The organism is Pseudomonas sp. Wu6 (assembly GCF_019891515.1).
Classification (GTDB): Bacteria; Pseudomonadota; Gammaproteobacteria; order Pseudomonadales; family Pseudomonadaceae; genus Aquipseudomonas; species Aquipseudomonas orientalis_A.
Window position 1 is genome coordinate 89,692 of sequence record NZ_JAFLXH010000016.1, and the last position, 20,684, is coordinate 110,375.

Genomic DNA, 20,684 nt, shown 5'->3' on the forward strand with positions numbered 1-20,684 from the left:
TTGTTATCATTCACGCCCCCCGAAATGCCTGACCAGAGTAGTCCCATGTCCGATCGTAGCGTTCGTCTGCAAGCCCTTCACCACGCCCTCAAGGAACGTATCCTGATCCTGGACGGTGGCATGGGCACGATGATCCAGAGCTATAAGCTCGAGGAACAGGACTACCGTGGCAAACGCTTCGCCGACTGGCCGAGCGACGTCAAGGGTAATAACGACCTGCTGGTGCTCACCCGCCCGGATGTGATCGGCGGGATCGAAAAGGCCTACCTGGATGCCGGTGCGGACATCCTCGAAACCAACACCTTCAACGCCACCCGCATTTCCATGGCCGACTACGGCATGGAAGAACTGGCCTACGAACTGAACGTTGAAGGCGCACGCCTGGCCCGCAAGATCGCCGACGCCAAGACCGCCGAGAACCCGGCCAAGCCGCGCTTCGTCGCTGGCGTACTCGGCCCCACCAGCCGCACCTGCTCACTGTCACCCGACGTGAACAACCCTGGCTATCGCAACGTGACCTTCGATGAACTGGTGGAAAACTACACCGAAGCCACCAAGGGCCTGATCGAAGGCGGCGCGGACCTGATCCTGATCGAAACCATCTTCGATACGCTTAACGCCAAGGCCGCGATCTTCGCCGTGCAAGGCGTGTTCGAGGAACTGGGCGTCGAACTGCCGATCATGATTTCCGGCACCATCACCGATGCCTCCGGCCGTACCCTGTCGGGCCAGACCACCGAAGCGTTCTGGAACTCCGTGGCCCACGCCAAGCCGATCTCGGTCGGCTTGAACTGCGCCCTCGGTGCCAGCGAACTGCGCCCCTACCTGGAAGAGCTGTCGAACAAAGCCAACACCCACGTGTCCGCCCACCCGAACGCCGGCCTGCCCAATGAATTCGGCGAGTACGACGAACTGCCCTCGGAAACCGCCAAGGTCATCGAAGAATTCGCCCAGAGCGGCTTCCTCAACATCGTCGGCGGCTGCTGCGGCACCACGCCGGGCCATATCGAAGCCATCGCCAAGGCCGTGGCCGGTTACGCACCACGGCCGATCCCGGACATTCCCAAGGCCTGCCGCCTGTCCGGCCTGGAGCCTTTCACCATTGATCGCAGTTCGCTGTTCGTCAACGTCGGCGAGCGCACCAACATCACCGGCTCAGCCAAGTTCGCGCGCCTGATCCGTGAAGACAACTACACCGAAGCCCTCGAAGTCGCCCTGCAGCAGGTGGAAGCCGGCGCCCAGGTGATCGACATCAACATGGACGAGGGCATGCTCGATTCGAAGAAGGCCATGGTGACCTTCCTCAATCTGATTGCCGGCGAGCCGGACATCTCCCGCGTGCCGATCATGATCGACTCCTCCAAGTGGGAAGTGATCGAAGCCGGCCTCAAGTGCATCCAGGGCAAGGGCATCGTCAACTCCATCAGCATGAAGGAAGGCGTCGAGCAGTTCATTCACCACGCCAAACTGTGCAAGCGCTATGGCGCCGCCGTGGTGGTGATGGCGTTCGACGAAGCCGGCCAGGCCGACACCGAGGCGCGCAAGAAAGAAATCTGCAAGCGCTCCTACGACATCCTGGTCAATGAAGTCGGCTTCCCGCCGGAAGACATCATCTTCGACCCGAATATCTTCGCCGTCGCCACCGGCATCGAGGAGCACAACAACTATGCCGTCGATTTCATCAACGCCTGTGCCTATATCCGTGACGAGCTGCCGTATGCGCTGACCTCCGGTGGCGTGTCCAACGTGTCGTTCTCGTTCCGGGGCAACAACCCGGTGCGCGAGGCGATCCACTCGGTGTTCCTGCTGTATGCGATCCGCAACGGCCTGACCATGGGCATCGTCAACGCCGGCCAGTTGGAGATCTACGACCAGATCCCGGCCGAGTTGCGCGACGCGGTGGAAGACGTGGTGCTCAACCGCACCCCGGACGGCACCGACGCCCTGTTGGCGATTGCCGACAAGTACAAGGGCGACGGCAGTGTCAAGGAAGCCGAGACCGAAGAGTGGCGCGGCTGGGACGTCAACAAGCGCCTGGAACATGCGCTGGTCAAGGGCATCACCACCCATATCGTCGAAGACACCGAAGAGTCGCGCCTGTCGTTCGCGCGCCCGATCGAAGTGATCGAAGGCCCGCTGATGTCGGGCATGAACATCGTTGGCGACCTGTTCGGCGCCGGCAAGATGTTCCTGCCACAAGTGGTGAAATCGGCCCGGGTGATGAAACAGGCCGTGGCGCACCTGATCCCGTTCATCGAGCTGGAGAAAGGCGACAAGCCGGAAGCCAAGGGCAAGATCCTGATGGCCACGGTCAAGGGCGACGTGCATGACATCGGCAAGAACATCGTCGGCGTGGTACTCGGGTGCAACGGCTATGACATCGTCGACCTCGGCGTGATGGTGCCGGCGGAGAAGATCCTGCAGGTTGCCAAAGAGCAGAAGTGCGACATTATCGGCCTGTCCGGCCTGATCACGCCGTCCCTGGATGAGATGGTGCACGTGGCCCGTGAGATGCAGCGCCAGGACTTCCACCTGCCGCTGATGATCGGTGGCGCCACCACCTCCAAGGCGCATACGGCGGTGAAGATCGAGCCCAAGTACAGCAATGACGCGGTGATCTACGTCACCGATGCCTCCCGTGCCGTGGGCGTGGCCACCCAGTTGCTGTCCAAGGAACTGAAGGCCGGTTTCGTCGAGAAGACCCGCCTGGAATACATCGACGTGCGCGAGCGCACCTCCAACCGCAGCGCCCGCACCGAGCGCCTGAGCTACCCGGCGGCCATCGCCAAGAAGCCGCAGTTCGACTGGAGCAGCTACACCCCGGTGGTGCCGACCTTTACCGGCGCCAAAGTGCTGGACAATATCGACCTCAATGTCCTGGCCGAGTACATCGACTGGACACCGTTCTTCATCTCCTGGGACCTGGCCGGCAAATTCCCGCGCATTCTTGACGACGAAGTGGTGGGTGAAGCCGCCACCGCGCTGTACGCCGACGCCCGGGAAATGCTCAGGAAGCTGATCGATGAAAAACTCATCAGCGCCCGCGCGGTGTTCGGCTTCTGGCCGACCAACCAGGTGCAGGACGATGATCTGGAAGTCTACGGTGACGACGGCCAGCCGATTGCCAAATTGCATCACCTGCGCCAGCAGATCATCAAGACCGACGGCAAGCCGAACTTCTCCCTGGCCGACTTCGTCGCGCCTAAAGACAGTGGCGTGACCGACTACATCGGTGGCTTTATCACCACCGCCGGCATCGGCGCCGAGGAAGTGGCCAAGGCCTACCAGGACGCCGGCGACGACTACAACTCGATCATGGTCAAGGCCCTCGCCGACCGCCTCGCCGAAGCCTGCGCCGAATGGCTGCACCAGCAAGTGCGCAAGCATTATTGGGGCTACGCCAGGGACGAGCAACTGGACAACGACGCGCTGATCAAGGAGCAGTACAGCGGCATCCGCCCTGCCCCCGGCTACCCGGCGTGCCCGGATCACACTGAAAAAGCCCAGTTGTTCCAACTGCTCGACCCTGAGGCCCGTGAAATGCAGGCCGGCCGCAGCGGCGTATTCCTCACCGAGCACTACGCGATGTTCCCGGCGGCGGCGGTCAGCGGCTGGTACTTTGCCCACCCGCAGGCGCAGTACTTTGCGGTGGGCAAGGTCGACAAGGATCAGGTTGCCAGCTACACCGCACGCAAAGGCCAGGACCTCAGCGTGACGGAGCGCTGGCTGGCGCCGAACCTGGGCTATGACAACTGACGGCCTGCCCGGCTCGTCACTGCCGTGACGACGGACCCGGCTGTGGCGACGCCGGGCCTGACTGTGGTAACGCCGGGCCTGCCGCCTGCAACGCCTCGACCTCCCTGCGCGACAAATCCAGCAGCCGCTGCACCCGTGCGCTACTTCGCTCAACCTCCAGCTGGGTGATTGCCGCGTCGTAGCGCGCCTGGAGGTCGGTACCCGGCAGCCTGCCAACATATTCGTCCTCCACACCCTCATGGCGTGCGGCAGCTTCGTTGCTCAGGGTCTGAAACTCATCGGGGTAGCGTTCCTCCAGGTATTTGGCCCAATAGTCGCGGGCAACCAGGCTTTCATAGAACGCATCCGACGCTTCGGCCGCAAGCACCCGGGCACGGGTATCGATCACCAACTGCCCGCTGATCGGTCGACCAAATGCCATATGCTTGGGTTGACCCGGCAGCTCAAGCCCGTCGGGCCAGCCACGCGTCATGCCGATCCGGTATTGCAGCCTCACTTCGGCTCGGTCCCGCCCTACGGCATTGGTCTCGGCCAATCCATCGACCTGGTCCAGCCGGAACAATTGCCGGGACAGTTGCAGCAGACGTTGGCCCCTTGTCTGCAAATCGAGCGTCGCAACCCCGCTCAGCACATCCGATTCGAACACCAGCACTTCCATTGAGCTGAACGTGAGAATGCGTCCGTCGATACAGGTGCCGTGGGTTTCAGAGGCCACGAACAACAGCTCTCGCATCTGCGCATCGCCGGCAGCCGCGTCAATCACAGTCCATACCCGCCGGGTCAGGTCAGCCGCCACATACCGGTACTCATCGGTATCGCGCAGTCGTTCGAGCAGATGGAAAAACCGCTCATGCCCCGGTTCATCGACCAATTGCTGCCACAACTGCCGCCTGGAGACGGCCAGGTCCTGCGGCGAGTGCTCCAGCCACGACGCCAATACCGTCTCCCCCGTATCCCCGACTGGATCAAGAATGACTTCCAGCGGTTCGTAAGCATCGCCTTCGTCATCCTCACTGCGAGAACCCAGGCCGTCCTCATCGAACCCTGCAATCGATCCGTCGATCTCGCTCCTGCTCCACCCCATCACAGCCCCTGTGCCATACCCCCTTAGCAGTTCGAAACTTTCACGTGAAAGGGACTCGTTTTCGGACAGGTCGGTGCCCTGTACCAGTACGTCGTGGCTGCCATCGAGCAATTCCTCGGGAAATGTTTCCAGGTCGTTGCCGCACAGGTTCAGCGTGCGCAGACTCGGCGTGTTCAATGCGCCGCCTGGCCAGTTTGCAAGGCTATTGTAGCTAAGGTCCAGGTGCTCAAGCCGAGTGAAGGCCTGGGTGCTGAACTCACGCAGGTCATTTCTGGACAGGTCCAACCGGCGCAAGTGATCGCCCCCCAATTGGCGATACAAAGGCTGAGGATCGCTGATGGCATTGGAAGCCAGTTCCAGCTCCTCGAGCTGAGTCATGCGCGCCACCGCTTCAGGAACGGCGCCAAGGCTATTACCACTGAGCATCAGTTTGCGCAACGCGGGAAAACTATGCAGAAAACCTTCGGCGCCCGACACGGTGCACTGCACACCGGTTAAATTCAGCGTATGCACATTATTGAACTGCACCGTGAGTTCGGGCAGGTCACGGGCTTGCAGGCCGTGCAGGCTCAGCGCATAACCGTCCTCGGCTGAAACACCGGTTTGCCAGCACTCAACAATATTGAGCGCGATCCGTCGACGCTGGTCAGCCACCTGGCTGAAGTCTGCGAGATCGGTATCGGGCAATTCGCATTTATACAGCCAGCCGTTCAACTGGCGCGTCACAGACGTGTATTCCTCGTGCCAGGCAGTCAACAGGCTATCGATCTGTGAGTCACTCATGCCTCCCTCGCGCAGTTTCTCGATCCATTGCTGCGCGCTTTGTTCACTTACCGATGGGCTGATCTGCTGCAGTCGTGGGACAAACCCTTCAGCCCCTTCGGCCACTGCAATCGGCTCGGGCAATGGCAACAGATAACGGGCCATCGTCATGGCCGTTTCCCGCGGGGGAAATACCTGCGGTATATTTTGCGCTTCAAAACCTGCCAGTGCGCCCGCCGGTAAACCCTGGGCGCTCTCGACCCGCTGGCGCGCAGCCGCCAGCGCAGCCTCACCCGAGGTACTGAAGGGGTTACCCGACAGGTTGGTTTTCATCAGAATCGTTTCGTTGGCCAACACCTGAGGCGGCAAGGTCACCAGCCCATTGTCCCGCAGGTCCAGCCAAGCCAATTGCGGCAGACTCTCTGCGCCAATCGGCCAGGTCTGCAAGCTTGAACCGCGCATATTCAGCGCCTTGAGCTGCCTCAACGCGCTCACATCGATCCCTTCGAGCGGCGTGTTGCTACGGCTCAAATCCAGCAGTTCCAGGCTGCCCAGATCACTGAGTTGTGCCTGCAGTGCAGGCATCGCGAGGCTGTTATTAGCCAGGTCGAGCCGGGTCAAGCCGGGAAGATCGCCAGCACCAATGGGTATTTCAGTCAAGCCAACCCCGTTGAGTTCGAGGGATTGCACACCGCTGAATGTACCGATGAACGCGCGCGTCTGCTCGGGCGTTTCCCCCACCCAGCCCATGCGTAACGTGCGTACATGAGCAAAACTGGCTGCCGGTAACTGGGGCAGCTCAACGCTGCTCACTTGCCCCCCAGAGCTCATCACTGGATACACCGGTCCTGGTAATTCGAGTACTGACGCCTTGCCCGCTATGCCATATCGCTCACCCACCGCCTCCCACCAATTGGCTTCAAGCTCGGTCACCACATGAGCACTGGGTCCCACCTGCCATGGCCTGGACCGTAACCTCAACTGCCGCACAGTGTTGACAGGCGGGTAGTAGAACGACTCAAAAAGGCTGGCGTACTGATCGCTTATGCCGTCAATCAGGGCCACCCGTGCCTCTGGGGTCTGCGCGGCGGCCATTATTTTTTCATTCAGTGCGTCAGCCAAAACCCTATTGCCACTCAGGGAGGCCAACTCTCCCTTGGCATAGCCACTGACCATCTGGTGCAAATCGACCAGGTGCCCGAGCTCGCGATAAGCGCTGGCATACTCAAAGGCCGGTCGGAAGGTTTCGCGGGTGAACTTCGACCAGTCCATCGACAGCCCCGCCCACAGTCGCTCATGCCCGCTATACAGCGTGTCAGGCAGCGCGCTAATTGCGGTACGGCTCAAATCGAGACGCTCCAGATGAGGCAGGTTCTCGACATTGGTCGGCCAGTGGGAAAGGCCTATAGGTGCGTCAATTTTCAGCCGGCGCAACTGCGTCAACGCGGACACGTCAAGGGGTTTGAGTGCATCCATGGAGAAGCCGCGATAATCGATATGCAACGCCTCCAGCGAAGTCAGGGTATTGAGCCTCGAGAGAAACTCCGGCGCCAGGTGCTCCGCTCCCGAGCCGAACGTCAAGCTTTTGAGACCGGTCATCCTGGAGACCGCCGGGGGCAGTGTCGTCAGCGACAATCGGGGCGTCTGGGAGAACGCCCCCCAAAATTGGGACGTATCGCCAATCGACAGCGTCTGCACTTCAGGAAAACGCACCAGGAAAGCGTCAATCGCAGCATCGTTCATCGTCCTTCCGAGTACCGTCAAATCACGAATATGGGAAAAATCGGTCGTCAAGGGCGGCAGATGCTCTTCGATATAGAGCTGCAAGCGATCGGCGCCAGCCACCTTTCCTGCCAACGGCTCCATCCGCCAGGCCTCCTTCAACTGATGTGCCAAGCGGGCTTTTTCATTGAAGAGGGCAGTGCCGGCAGCCGTGCCGCCCTGGGTACCGACCCACCCGTCGAGTGTCGACACCAGCGTGGTGTATTCACGCTCACGGGTTTGCAGATAGTTGAAGATTGTCCTGTTGTCCTTGCCCTGCGCTCGCAGGCGGCGGATATAGTCCGCGGCCGGCTCATCGCTCAAGCCATACAGCGCTTGCACGCGTGACTCAAGGCTCGGGCCCAGGCCCGCACCTCGTCCGCTGGCGTAATAGCCCAGCAACTTGTCCTTGACCCGTACGGGTGGTTTGAACCCTTTGCGCTGCGGCTCGAGCAGCCGTACTGTCTGGTTACGATAAAGGTCTGCGGACTCGATGATCTTGTCGCGCAGCAGCGCGTTTTGACTCACATCCGGCACGCCCAGCCCCTGACGCACCTCATCGGGCATGGCATGCATGAGCGAGGCATAAAAGTTATCGCCCTGGGTGGGCAGGCTGTTGAGTTCTTCCCCACGCTCATTGAGCGCCTGGAAGCGCGGGCCTTTTTTCACCAGGTACTTCTTGTTTCGGGCCGTATCACTGCCGATGCTGTCCAGTAACACGCCACTGTCAGTGTCTTCGCGTACTTCCAGGCGCAAGGTGTCCGGCCAACCGGGCAGTTTCTCGAGGGTGTGCAATGCCAGCCGACGGCTGTCCGCCGAGGCCATGGTTTCGCTGCGTAAACCGGCATACGCCCGCGTCTGTCGCCCTTGAAGCGCGTACCAGCGCGCCTCTTCGAGCATGGCCAAAGGCGCCCGGCGCGTCGCTTCCAGACGTTTGAGGTCAAGCGCGGAAGCGTGAGCCAGGGTGTCCTCGGCGGCAGCTTCGCTGAGCCCGGGACAGATACGTTGCAGCAGTTTGACCTGGCTGCCCGGCGGCTCGGTTCCCGCGTAAATACTGTCAAAAATATCCGGTTTGCGTGCCTGGGCATACTCGGCGATTTGCTTGCTGAACTCCTGTGGCCGCAGATCACGTACGCGAGCACCTTCGCCGCCCAGCAGACGGGTCACCTGAGCCTCATCCAGCGCGGCCAGAATCACCGAGGGCAGTTTCCCGCCCAGTACATCGGCGCGGGTGATCTGGATCGGCGCCTGCGCAACCGCTCCACGCGCCAAGCGACCAGAACCGTATTTCACCGAGTTGCCAACGAGTTCAGGCCCTTCGAATACCTCCAGTACCTGAGTCCTCAGCCAACGTGGCATCTCGGTGACCAGAGGCAGTGCAAATAAATAATGGTCGTCGATCGGTTGGCTGCCCCGCAACTGCGCGATCACCTGCGAACTGCCTGCGTCGGCCTTGAACAGACGCATGGCGTCCAGCAGTTCCGGCGGCGGAGCCGCGAGGTCCGTGTGCATCTTACGCAGAGCACTGTCGCTCACCCCGCTGACATCCGCGACCTTGAGCAACTCAGCATCGGAAAACGCTTCGGTTTCATGGCCCATGCGCCGCAACAGCGTCAGGCGATCCCACTCGGCAGGTCGCTCAAGGGTATGACGCCAAGCGCCCCGGGCGTTGCTTTGCAGAACCGGCTGGTACACCTCGGAGTTGGTTGGGTGCTTGATCCGCCACTGCTTGATCGACTCATCGAAAACCTGCTCATAAGCCTGACCGTCCTGGCGAACATAGGTCTTGCCATTGAGCGTGTATTGGCCCATCGCGTTGGGCCCTGACGCCGCCTCCAGCGTCACGGGGCTTTCATAGCCGGTCAAATCCGGCTTCCACAGGCGCATCTCACCATTGGGCAGGGTCACGGGACTGAGGTTTTCGATGACCGGTTCAGCCTTGACAGCCCGGAATTTGCTCACCGCCACTCCCACACCGGCCATGACGGCGATCTGGGCGAGATTTTCCGCCACATCCACCAGATGCGCCTTGGCCGCCCGTTTATCACCCTCGGCCCAGTCGGCCACACCTTCGATGGTCTCCGAGAGCAATTGCTCAGCCATCACTGCCAGCATGACTTCACCCAACACGGGCACGAACATGGAGACTGCGTTGAGCGCCAGCATGCCGATTTCGAACAGGTGCGCCAGCTTGGCCTCGCGCGCCTTTGCATCCACGTCAGCGGTGGGCACTGCATGGGCACGGGCGTCGGCCAGGACCTTGTCACGGTGCTTTTCGTACAGGAAGGGCCAAAGGTCGAGCAGCCCGGAAAAGGTGCCTGTACCGCGGTAAGGCATCAAGTTACCGGGCGCCAGGTAAGGGTCGCTTACCGACTCCATCTTCGCCGGCTTTTCAGGGGGCAGCTCTCTGATACGGGTGATCGGCGATAGCCCGAACACGAACTCCACGACCGATCGCCAAGGCGAGGTCAACGGGCCACTGGGAGAATCGGCAGACTTTTGCGTGAACTGGCTGAAATAGTAGGGCCTCTGATCATAGGGCAGGAACTGGCTGAAGAACTTCTGGTATGCCGTTGGCGCGGGGTCATCGGCCGCCATGCCCGCACGGTCAGTGAACTGGCGTTTGCACTCGTCGCGCATTTGTTGTCGGGAGGTATAGCGTTTGAGTGGGTGATCCGGGTGATTGGGGACGTAGAGGATCAACTCGTCGCTGTAGCGGTCACCGATTGAAAAATAGACGCAGCCCGTCAGCCTTTTTTTCATCAGGCTCATGTCGAGAAGCCAGACCCGCTTATTGCCGAGCGTGGGGTAAACGTTACCGTTGATCACCGACAGGATCATGGTGTAATCCGCAGGCTCGATATCTCCATTGACCACGGCGCTTTCAGCGGCGGCCTTCATGGCCGCTTTCTGGCTGGCGATGAAGTGTTGCTCAAGAGGCGGTTGAGGGCGCGTGTCGACCGGTGCGAAGAACGACTTCAGGTAAGTCTGATACTGCGCGCCGATATCAAGGCTGCGGCACAGGGTCATGAATTGGCTGACCGTCAGGCTCACGGTGGCCGGCTCAAAGGTGCCAGGCGTGGCGGTCTCCAGCACAAACGTTGAGTTCTTGTGGTAAGCGCCAGGTTTGCATTCCCAGGCCTCGAAATTGTGTTGAGCCGCCTGCAGCATCGACAGTTTCAGGACCTCGAACGAGGTGAGCTCCACTTCAGCGACACTGATCTCCAGTGGCTTGCGCAGGCACAGGAAGGTCTTGTCGACATCGGCCTGCACCTGGTACTGGTCTTTCAACGCCTTGAGCAGCAAAGGCCTGGCGAATGCGTCGACGTCCTTGAACGTCGCCATGGTGGTGTCCAATTGGACCTGGGCGATAGCGCTGGCTATGACGCTGGCGTTGACGCTGTTGCGCTGTGCGGGCGTGGCGTCCGTGTACCACTGCGGCACTGCCGCGAAGGTGTCTTTAAGCGCCGACCGGCGCGCAGGTGTTGCCTCGACCAGCCATTGGGGCACGGCCTTTTCGAGAAAGTCGCCGTGAATGCTCTGCGTCGCTGCGAGCGGCTTGGCAACGGCGGAACCAGGGGATGAATCCGGCATGGTGTCACTCCTTTGAAATGGAATGACAGAACATCACGGGGCTCAAGGTGCCAGGTGGTGCATATATGGTCGGCACCGCACGCGAGCGGTCGCAACATCGGCCCTGCTCGCGGTATCCGAATACCGCACCGGCAATGGCGAAAGTCGATTTCCTAATGGTGTCTCCATCATCGACCTCAGGACAGGAAAGGACTTTGCCATGCCCCCTCCAAACACCCCCACGCCTCTGAGCCAATTACCTGCCCAGGCAGTCCATCAACGTTTCGCCACACGCCCGGCCTTGTACTCAGTGGTCTTCAATGCGCTGCGCAGCCGCATTCTGGAGCGCTACCCCTCCCTGGAGCTGGACTTGCTCAGGGTCAAGCTGGCCAGTCCAACCCCCTCCGGCACTTATACCTACCGACCGCTGATGGAGGTCGCTATCGCGCAGGTACTGGACCCGCAGCTGCTTGACTGGCGCTCAAAACGCGAGCTGCCGTACTACTTGACGCAACTGCCACCGGCAATCCTCAAGCCGGCAGCGCTGCCCCTCATCGACATGCAGGTCATCGCAGGCATCATCGACCAAGTGCGAGCTTCGCTCTACCTGCATTTTCAGCATGACCTGGCTGATTACTGGAGCGCCATCGACAGCCACGGCCGCAGTCGCTGGCAATGGCTGAGCGAGTTTCTCAACGGCCAGATGACTGCCGCAGCGGCCGGTCAATCAAGCCTGAACAAAGACCAACAGGACATGCTGACCGCCGTCGCCACCTGGCCGGTGCGCGTTGAACGCCTGCCCCACGCCACACCCACCACCCATGTCTATTTCATTGAAAGCACACTGTCCAAAGGCGCAGAAGAAACCCGCCTGCTGAGCCCGGACCTGCTGTTGATACGTGATCAAAACGTTCTGCTGCAAAGCGTGGACGGCGTGATCGAGGCGTTTGCCTCAATCGATGACTTCAGTGACGCCTGGGGCGCCAGGATGCAGCGCCAGTTCCAGTTCGACCAGCTCACCTGGAAACGCAACGAACCTGATGGCAACGTGTTCGAACAACAGGCCGGCCTGATCCTCAATCAGCAGTTGGAAGACCTCGCCACCCTGACGTTCCAGGGCCAGGACGAAAAAACCCTTGAGCGGCGCCTGGACACGCTCACGGACCCGGCGGTTCTCTTTACCCAGGTCAAGACACCTGCCGCCCCGTTGCTGCAGAAGATAATCGACCAATTGCCCGAATGGCTCACGCAAGCCAGCGCCGACGACCGTTTTGCCTACCATCGGCACCAACAGGACATGGCAAGGGTGCTGCGACAAAACCAGGGGCGCTCGTTCAACGAGGGCATTGAAAACATCCACAGCTTCAGCCGCGCTGCATTGCGCAAGCAGATGCAAACCGATCATGGCGACTTCGACCCCGACGAGGTGGTACTGGACTTCGCCGTGGCGGCCGGCTATCCAGGAGGCGCCGGCATTATCGACCATGTGCAAATGTCGCTGACGCAACTGGCGCTGAAGAACCTGGCCGGCAAACCCAAGGGCACCCTGAAGATCTCAGCCAAAGGCGCCGAGGCGCTGCCGACCTGGCTCGACGAAGATTACCTGTTGGGCAGTACCGGGTTGATCCAGCGTGTCGACATAGGCAGTACCTATCCACACACCATCAAAGACCTGCTGCTGTCCGACAGCGCCGACGCGCGGCGCCGGGAAACGCTGTTTACCCGCGAACTCAAGGTCAAGCTGCCGATGCAGGCGCTGGAATACAAGATCCGACAGCAGCACGGCGTCACCGTGACGGGTTATCGCTATGTGAAGGCATTGATGGGCGAGATGCCCTCGGACCGGCTCGTCGATGGACAGGAGATCGTCCTGCGCCCCTTGGCCTTATGCCGCAAGAGCGGTGCCCAGCCCGATGAAGTCAACAACGTCTTTATTATCGAAACCAAAGGCGCCAGTGCGGGCCCGCACCTGCTGTATCGGCCGCTGTATATCGACTGCCTGCATGAATACCCGACACGTCCGGCGCTGCTGGACGCACTGGCCGCACCGGGCGAGCTGCAAGACAGCGTGCTGACCTGGCTGAGCGACAGGGCTCGCCCCATCTACGCCAACGGCGGTTTCAGAGAACCGCACATCATTCGCTTCCTGCCCGGGGATGAGTTCAGCCCTCCCCGGCAACCTGTGCCCGCAAGCCTGGCGGTCGATGAAGGCGCTGGAGAGTGGCTTCAATCACAGGTCAACGGCCAGTTGTTGAACCACCTGTACGGCAGCACCGCACGCGCACTGGTCGACCTGGCTGATCGCGAGTCGGTTTCCAACGGCGAGAGCCGCTGGGCCATCGTGATGGAAGGCGCGTGGCTGCTGTTCAATACATTGCTGTTGCCGCTGGTGCAGGGCCCCGCCATGTTGGTGGGTTGGTTCATGGTGCTGGTCGCCAGCCTGGAGCAGGACCTGGCAGGTTTGGACAGCGACGACCCAACGACCCGCGAACTGGCGTTGATCGACCTGTTGCTCAATACCGCAATGGTGCTGCTGCATGCCGCCACACCCGCCGGCAGGCCTCGACAGGCGCTGCCGGAACCCATCGCAGAAGACCGCGCCCGGCACCTGGCGCGCTGGCGTCGGCCTGCCGGCCTGCCCCTGCCGTCAGGCGCTGCGGTGGTTCGCCATGGCGCAGTGGCGATGCCAGGCGAACCGCCGGCAACGGGCCACACCACCCTGGACTTCACCCGTTCGCTGGCCAGCCCCCAGGCAAGCGCGAAGTTGCTCAAGGCGTTGCTCGACATACAGGTGCCCTGGCCCGAGTCACTGCCAACGGCTCAGGCAAGCGGCCCGCTCATGGGGCTCTACCGTATCGGCAATCTCTGGCACGCCAGCGTCGGCGGCCTGTTGTTCCAGGTCAGCGTGGTGCCCGGTTTCGGCGAGGTGTACCTGGTGCACCCACAGCATCCGCAACACCCCGGCTTCAAACTGATCAGCGACGGCCGAGGGCATTGGCGGCTGGATCGACACGCCAGGCTGGAAGGCGGTATGCCCAGAGAGCGGTTGAGTCAATGGCAAAGAAAACGCAACGAACAATTGGAGGCGCTGAACTCAGGATTGGCAGCCCTCAATATTGAAGCGAATGCATTGGCGCCACACGCGCAACAGTTCAACGACGCCGTGAAAAAAGCCCAGGATCAACTGACAATCCACAAGCAAGCCTTGAGAGAAGACTGGCAAAGGCTTGGCAGCCCCACATTACTTCCCGCACTGCGCCCAAGAATCGCCGACCGTCATCAGCAAAGGCAGAATTCGACGGCAAGCGCCACCACCGCTTGGCGCATCGCATTCGACAACTACCAGGAAAACACGCAAGCGTATATTTCCACGCAGGAAAAGTCCTTGAGCATGGCCAAAGAGCTGCTGGAACTGGACAGAACGCAGACTCAATACAAGTCGCTACGAGATATCGCGACCGAGAACATTCACAGTCACTTGTTGTTTTCTTATTCGTGCCTGCACCAAAAAATCAAAAACACGCTGGAAACCGCTCGCGGCGAAAGCCTCGCTGAACTACTGCTGCGGGTCGACAGAGAACTGCCCGACCACATCACAGGCGCCTACGAGGCGTTCATCAGCGGTGCGACGCAGCGACTGGAAGCGCTCAAGGAAATGTTCACAATCGCCGAAAAAGTTGAAGCCATACTGCAACAGGCCAGTCCGGTATTGAGAGATCAACTCACGGGCAAAATCACGTCCGGCAACACGATTTCTTCGGCCATCATTGAACAGCATATCCTGTTAGCGTTTGTCGAGTTGATAGTCGATCGCTCTCTTGACACCGGCAACCCGCAGGAGCGGCCTTTCCTCACAGTACTCACCGATCGCCAAGCGACTACCGCCATCCTCACTCACACCGAAATACAAGCCACAAGTGGTTACTCACCGACCGAACAAATTGACGTACTCAAGGGTGCACTCCAGCAGTACGGTCGACTGGAAAATGCCGTCAACTCGTTAGCTGAAATGAGTTCCCGGCTTGTGCGAGAGCCGTATCGGGCCCCCTTTCTGGAACAGTTCGGCGTGGCCCGCACGGCAGTGGAAGCGCAACTGGCCCAGTTGATCCTGTCTGAAGAAGGCTTTGCCCCCAGGCAACCCCCCAACCGGGCGGTGCGGCAGAGACCCACCAGTCGAAGGGTTATCAAGACCCGTAACAGGGAGACACTGGTGGGTGACTTGCGCCCGAGTGAGCCCGGTGTAGAGGGCAACTTCATCGACATCAAGGACCCGCTCACCGGGCAAACCGTCGCCACTTACCATGAACACGTCAATGAAGGCGTCTGGAACGTCGTCGAGCAAGCGCTGCCGGCCCCCAGGCCCGCCGCACCTGCGAGCCGCACGTTAAAGGCGATCAAAGCGCAGGCAAAAATCGTCAGGGACGAGCGGGCAGGTATCGATTCAAGCATTCGCTTCCAACAACGCAAGCTTCAGGAGCCCGGCCGACGCGAGAGCCTCGACCCCTACGACTGGGATGTGATGCTGAGCCAGCATGCCGCGAAGTTTGAAACGCTTGCAGAGGAACTCCTGCGTGACCACGCCGCCAACGCAGAGGCTGTCACCCTGCGCGATGCTTATCTGGCGCAAGCCAATGCCGCCATGCTACAAGCCCGCGAGGCGTGCGCCGCAGGGTATAAATTGCAGCGCCCGAAAGCTGCCAATGTCGCCTATTTGTGGAAACACGGTTTTGTCGATATCAACCTGCGACGCGAGCGCTTTCGACTGCTGGCCGGTGACTATCTCACTGAGTACGCGATCCGCGACACGGACAAAATCCGCGCCGCAATGCCGCTCGAAGACGCCGACCTGTGGTACGCCCACTTCCATTACCCGGCCATCGACACATCGCCTCTGGAACCCACTTTCGGCCATCTGAAAACCAAGGCAGAGCGCCGGTTTACGCGCCGCGAACTGATCGAACAGGCGCGTGCCGACAACCGCGCAGTGGTCAATCTGGATAAAGCCGAGATCAAAGCCCCGTTGGACCGAGAGTTGTTCCTCGGACTGGAGGTCCTGGCGTGAGATAGCCAAGGGATTGTCTATGCTCTGTAGGACAACCTGACTGACGAGGGCGATATGGACGATCCCATCGATAACAAACCACCCACCTTCTGGCAGATGCTGCACAGCGTGGTCGCGGCGGCGTTCGGTGTGCAGAGCGGCAAGAACCGCGCCCGCGATTTCACCCACGGCAAGCCCAGCCATTTTGTAGGGCTGGGCATTCTGTTCACGCTGGTATTTGCCTTGACCTTGTTCGGTATCGTCAAGCTGGTGCTGCACTTCGCCGGGGTGTGATGCAGCGGCCACGTGCAGCGCGGTCAACGCCCCCTGTTCACTGGTGGCTGACCCAGAACACGGCGGTTCCGACCACCAGGATGATCAGGAACAAAATCGCCCACGCATCCACGGTACTGTCAGGTTTACGCACTTTGGTGGAATTGCTCATCGCATCGCCTCTTGTGGGTTTTATAGGTGATTGCATCACGGCTCAACGACAGTAAAGATCATGATTGCCCGCATGACAAATGTGGGTATCGTGATAACGGTTCTCATTAGTCAGTTTGGTTATTTACATATACCCAAACATCACTTTTGCGCATATACGCAAACTGGTATCGTGCGCCGGCTCCGTTGGGAGTGCGCGGCCGTGCGCGCAGATTTGCCGAGAACAGGACCTATATGTACGTATACGACGAATACGATCAGCGCATCATCGAGGACCGCGTCAAGCAGTTCCGTGATCAGACCCGACGCTACTTAGCAGGTGAACTGAGCGAAGAAGAGTTCCGCCCTCTGCGCCTGCAAAATGGCCTTTATGTTCAGCGCTTTGCGCCGATGCTGCGGGTGGCCGTGCCTTATGGCCAGCTGACCTCGCGCCAGACGCGAATGATGGCCAAGATCGCCCGCGACTTCGACAAAGGCTATGCCCACATCAGCACCCGGCAGAACGTGCAGTTCAACTGGCCGGCCCTGGAAGACGTGCCGGACATCCTGGCTGAACTGGCCACTGTGCAAATGCACGCCATTCAGACCAGCGGTAACTGCCTGCGCAACGTGACCACCGACCAATTTGCCGGCGTCGCTGCCGACGAGTTGATCGATCCACGGCCGTGGTGCGAAATCGTGCGCCAGTGGACTACCTTCCACCCTGAGTTCGCCTACCTGCCGCGCAAGTTCAAGATCGCCATCAATGGCTCGACCTCGGACCGCGCCGCCATCGAAGTGCACGATATCGGCCTGGAGCCGGTGCACAACGCTGCCGGCGAGCTGGGTTTCCGAGTACTGGTCGGCGGTGGCCTGGGCCGTACGCCGGTGGTCGGTGCGTTCATCAACGAGTTCCTGCCGTGGCAGGACCTGTTGAGCTACCTCGATGCCATCCTGCGGGTCTACAACCGCTATGGTCGTCGTGACAACAAATACAAGGCCCGGATTAAGATCCTGGTCAAGGCGCTGACCCCTGAGGTTTTCGCGCAAAAGGTCGATGCCGAGATGGAACACCTGCGCGGCGGCCAGACCACCCTGACCGAAGCCGAAGTACACCGCGTCGCCAAGCATTTCGTCGACCCTGAGTATAAGGCTTTGGCCAACCAGGACGCCGAGCTGGCCGCACTCGACCAACAGCATCCGGGCTTTGCCCGCTGGCGTACGCGCAACACCCTGGCGCACAAGAAGCCGGGCTATGTGGCGGTTACCCTGTCGCTCAAGCCCACCGGGGTTGCGCCAGGTGACATCACCGACAAGCAACTGGACGCCGTCGCCGACCTGGCCGAGCGCTACAGCTTCGGCCAACTGCGCACCTCTCACGAGCAGAACATCATTCTTGCCGACGTCGAGCAGAGCCAATTGTTCACCCTGTGGGGCGAGCTGCGCGAAGGCGGTTTTGCCACGCCGAACATCGGCCTGCTGACCGATATCATCTGCTGCCCGGGCGGCGACTTCTGCTCCCTGGCCAACGCCAAGTCGATCCCGATTGCCGAATCGATCCAGCGCCGTTTCGACGACCTGGACTACTTGTTCGACATCGGCGAGCTGGACCTGAACATTTCCGGTTGCATGAACGCCTGTGGTCACCACCACGTCGGACACATCGGCATCCTGGGCGTGGACAAGAAAGGCGAAGAATTCTACCAAGTGTCCCTGGGTGGCAGCGCCAGCCGCGATGCGAGCCTGGGCAAGATCCTCGGCCCATCCTTCGCCCAGGAAGCCATGCCCGAGGTGATCGGCAAGCTGATCGACGTCTACATCGAACAGCGCACCGAAGATGAGCGTTTCATCGACACCTACCAGCGCATCGGCATTGACCTGTTCAAGGAGCGCGTCTATGCAGCGAATCATTAAGAACAACGAAGTCCTCGACGAAACCTGGCACCTGCTGCCCAAGGACGCGAGCTTCGACGGCATCTCCAACTGCGACGACCTGATCGTACCGTTGGCGCTGTGGCGCGAACACGGCCACGCCCTCAAGGCCCGCGACGGCGGCCTGGGCGTGTGGCTGGATGCCGATGAAGAAGCCGAAGAAATCGGTGAAGACGTCGAGCATTTCCAGGTCATCGCCCTGAACTTCCCGGCCTTCACCGACGGGCGCAACTACTCAAACGCACGCCTGTTGCGTGAACGTTATGGGTACAAAGGCGAATTGCGCGCGATTGGCGATGTGCTGCGCGACCAGTTGTTCTACCTGCGCCGTTGCGGGTTCGATGCCTTCGCCTTGCGCGCCGACAAAGACCCGTACGAAGCGCTGGAAAGCCTCAAGGACTTTTCGGTGACGTACCAAGCGGCAACGGACGAGCCACTACCGCTGTTCCGCCGCCGCTGAGTCTCAACTGTAGGAGCGAGCTTGCTCGCGAAAAACCTCAACGATAACGCGTGCGTCCTGAATGAACGCGGTGCCTGTGAGTTTTTCGCGAGCAAGCTCGCTCCTACAAGGATGGCAGCTTGATCGAGGCCAGCACCTGCTTCTGCCCCATGGAGCAAGGCACGCCTTCCGGCTGCGCCCGTACCGCCTCGATCACGCCCAATAATTGCGCCTTGTTGTGAGCCAACTGCGCCTGCATCACCTCGATCTGAGCCACCTTGCGCTCCAATGCCTCGATCAACTCATCACGCTTGTGCTCCCCCGGCGCGGGCATCAACGCTTTGAGTTCCTGCAAGGTAAAGCCGGCCTGCTGCGCGCTCTGGATCAATTGCAGCGTCTGCAGCGCCTCAGGGGCATAGCGCCGATAACCATTGGCCTGGCGTCCGACCTGACTGATCAACCCCTCAGCCTCATAAAAGCGGATGCGTGACGCCGCCAACCCGCTCTGTTTTGCCAGTTCACCGATATTCATCGAAACGTCCGCTTGACATTAAAGTTAACTTTAAGCTTAGCCTGAGGCCTCCCCCGCTCAGGAGTCAACGCATGTCACCTTTTGAAGCTTTGCAACTGCCCAACGGCCAGGTTATTTCCAACCGCATCGCCAAGGCGGCGATGGAAGAAAACATGGCTGATCTGAATCAGGCACCCTCCCGCGAATTGAAGCAGTTGTACAAGACCTGGGCCGAGGGTGAACCCGGCCTGCTGCTCACCGGCAACGTTATGATCGACCGCCGTGCCATGACCGGCCCCGGTGGCGTTGCGCTGGAAAACGAGCAACACCTGGACAGCTTCCGCGAATGGGCCGATGTAGTGCGGGCCAAGGGCGTGCACTTCTGGGTGCAGCTCAGCCATCCGGGGCGCCAGACCATGGCCAACCTGGGCCAACAGGCACTGGCGCCGTCTGCCATCGCGCTGGACCTGGGCAGCTTTTCCAGAATGTTCGCCAAGCCCAGGGCCATGACCGAAGACGACATCCAGGACGTGATCCAACGCTTCGCCACCAGCGCCCGCCTGGCCGAGAAAGCCGGGTTCACCGGGGTACAGATCCACGGTGCCCACGGCTATTTGTTGAGCCAGTTTCTCTCACCCTTGAGCAACCATCGCACCGACCGCTGGGGCGGTTCACTGGAAAACCGCGCACGCCTGCTGCTCGAGGTGATCCACGCCGTGCGCGCCAGCGTCAGCCCATCCTTTTGCGTGGCGGTAAAACTCAACTCCGCCGACTTCCAACGCGGCGGTTTCGATGCCGCCGACGCACGTGCCGTGGTCGAACTGCTCAACCCACTGCCCATCGACCTGCTGGAATTGTCCGGCGGCAGCTACGAAGCGCCGGCCATGCAGGGCGAAGCACGGGACGGCCGTACCCTGGCCCGTGAGGCGTACTTCCTGGAGTTCGCCAAGGAACTGGCCACGATCGCCAGGATGCCGTTGATGGTGACCGGCGGTATCCGCCGCCTGCCCGTCGTGCAACACGTGCTCGACAGCGGCATTGCCATGGCCGGCATCGCCACCGCCCTGACCCTGGAGCCGCAACTGATCAAACACTGGCGCGAGGGCCGCGACCTCAACCCGCAGCTCAAACCCATCGACTGGAAACGCAAACCCTTGGCCGCCCTCGCCACCCTCGCCCTGGTGCGCGACCAGATGCGCCGCCTGAGCCGCGGGCGCCTGCCCAACGCCAAGGCCGCTCCGTGGCTGGCGCTGGTGTGTGATCAGTGGTTTACCGCGCGGCGTACGCGGCAGTACCGCGCCAGCATGACGCAATCTTCACATTAAACGCGGAGCATTCGCCGTGATTGAACTGTCCCCTACTGATCAGCAGTTTTTCAACCTCACTGACGATTGGAGTGCTT

The 20,684-nt window shown here is 60.7% G+C and carries 8 protein-coding genes; 6 read left to right on the forward strand and 2 right to left on the reverse strand.

What is annotated here, in order from left to right; genetic code table 11:
• The first annotated feature begins 45 nt into the window (after positions 1-45).
• Positions 46-3,756: a methionine synthase gene (gene metH, locus J1G34_RS13415; protein ID WP_065898339.1), complete on the forward strand. Its 3,711-nt coding sequence runs from the start codon at positions 46-48 to the stop codon at positions 3,754-3,756.
• 16 nt (positions 3,757-3,772) lie between these two features.
• Here the strand turns inward: metH and J1G34_RS13420 are convergent, their stop codons facing one another.
• The gene (locus tag J1G34_RS13420; protein ID WP_222994182.1) at positions 3,773-10,957 is read right to left on the reverse strand and encodes an NEL-type E3 ubiquitin ligase domain-containing protein; all 7,185 of its coding nucleotides are present in this window, start codon (positions 10,955-10,957) and stop codon (positions 3,773-3,775) included.
• A gap of 199 nt (positions 10,958-11,156) precedes the next feature.
• Between J1G34_RS13420 and J1G34_RS13425 the strand changes: the two genes are divergently transcribed.
• From J1G34_RS13425 to J1G34_RS13440, 4 genes are all read left to right on the forward strand, one after another.
• A complete protein-coding gene (locus J1G34_RS13425; protein ID WP_065895378.1) occupies positions 11,157-15,998 on the forward strand; it encodes a hypothetical protein in 4,842 nt (1,613 codons plus the stop codon).
• A 54-nt stretch (positions 15,999-16,052) separates the two neighbouring features.
• Positions 16,053-16,271, forward strand: coding sequence for a DUF2970 domain-containing protein (locus J1G34_RS13430; RefSeq protein WP_065885258.1), 219 nt, complete (start codon positions 16,053-16,055; stop codon positions 16,269-16,271).
• A 384-nt stretch (positions 16,272-16,655) separates the two neighbouring features.
• Complete coding sequence (locus J1G34_RS13435; protein ID WP_057011146.1) at positions 16,656-18,314, forward strand: nitrite/sulfite reductase; 1,659 nt, start codon at positions 16,656-16,658, stop codon at positions 18,312-18,314.
• The gene (locus J1G34_RS13440) at positions 18,298-18,792 is read left to right on the forward strand and encodes a DUF934 domain-containing protein (RefSeq protein WP_065885257.1); all 495 of its coding nucleotides are present in this window, start codon (positions 18,298-18,300) and stop codon (positions 18,790-18,792) included. Before J1G34_RS13435 ends, J1G34_RS13440 begins: the two co-directional genes overlap by 17 nt.
• A 103-nt stretch (positions 18,793-18,895) precedes the next feature.
• Here J1G34_RS13440 and J1G34_RS13445 read toward each other — a convergent pair whose 3' ends face one another.
• A complete protein-coding gene (locus tag J1G34_RS13445; protein WP_065895377.1) occupies positions 18,896-19,303 on the reverse strand; it encodes a MerR family transcriptional regulator in 408 nt (135 codons plus the stop codon).
• Between the two features lie 71 nt (positions 19,304-19,374).
• Between J1G34_RS13445 and J1G34_RS13450 the strand changes: the two genes are divergently transcribed.
• Positions 19,375-20,607 (forward strand): NADH:flavin oxidoreductase/NADH oxidase family protein, encoded by a 1,233-nt coding sequence (locus J1G34_RS13450; RefSeq protein WP_065897048.1) that lies wholly within the window; start codon positions 19,375-19,377, stop codon positions 20,605-20,607.
• The last annotated feature ends 77 nt before the right edge of the window (positions 20,608-20,684 follow it).

Coding starts and splice junctions, on each gene's coding strand:
- metH (WP_065898339.1), top strand. CDS start 46: ATGTCCGATCGTAGCGTTCGTCTGCAAGCCCTTCACCACGCCCTCAAG.
- J1G34_RS13420 (WP_222994182.1), bottom strand. CDS start 10,957: ATGCCGGATTCATCCCCTGGTTCCGCCGTTGCCAAGCCGCTCGCAGCG.
- J1G34_RS13425 (WP_065895378.1), top strand. CDS start 11,157: ATGCCCCCTCCAAACACCCCCACGCCTCTGAGCCAATTACCTGCCCAG.
- J1G34_RS13430 (WP_065885258.1), top strand. CDS start 16,053: ATGGACGATCCCATCGATAACAAACCACCCACCTTCTGGCAGATGCTG.
- J1G34_RS13435 (WP_057011146.1), top strand. CDS start 16,656: ATGTACGTATACGACGAATACGATCAGCGCATCATCGAGGACCGCGTC.
- J1G34_RS13440 (WP_065885257.1), top strand. CDS start 18,298: ATGCAGCGAATCATTAAGAACAACGAAGTCCTCGACGAAACCTGGCAC.
- J1G34_RS13445 (WP_065895377.1), bottom strand. CDS start 19,303: ATGAATATCGGTGAACTGGCAAAACAGAGCGGGTTGGCGGCGTCACGC.
- J1G34_RS13450 (WP_065897048.1), top strand. CDS start 19,375: ATGTCACCTTTTGAAGCTTTGCAACTGCCCAACGGCCAGGTTATTTCC.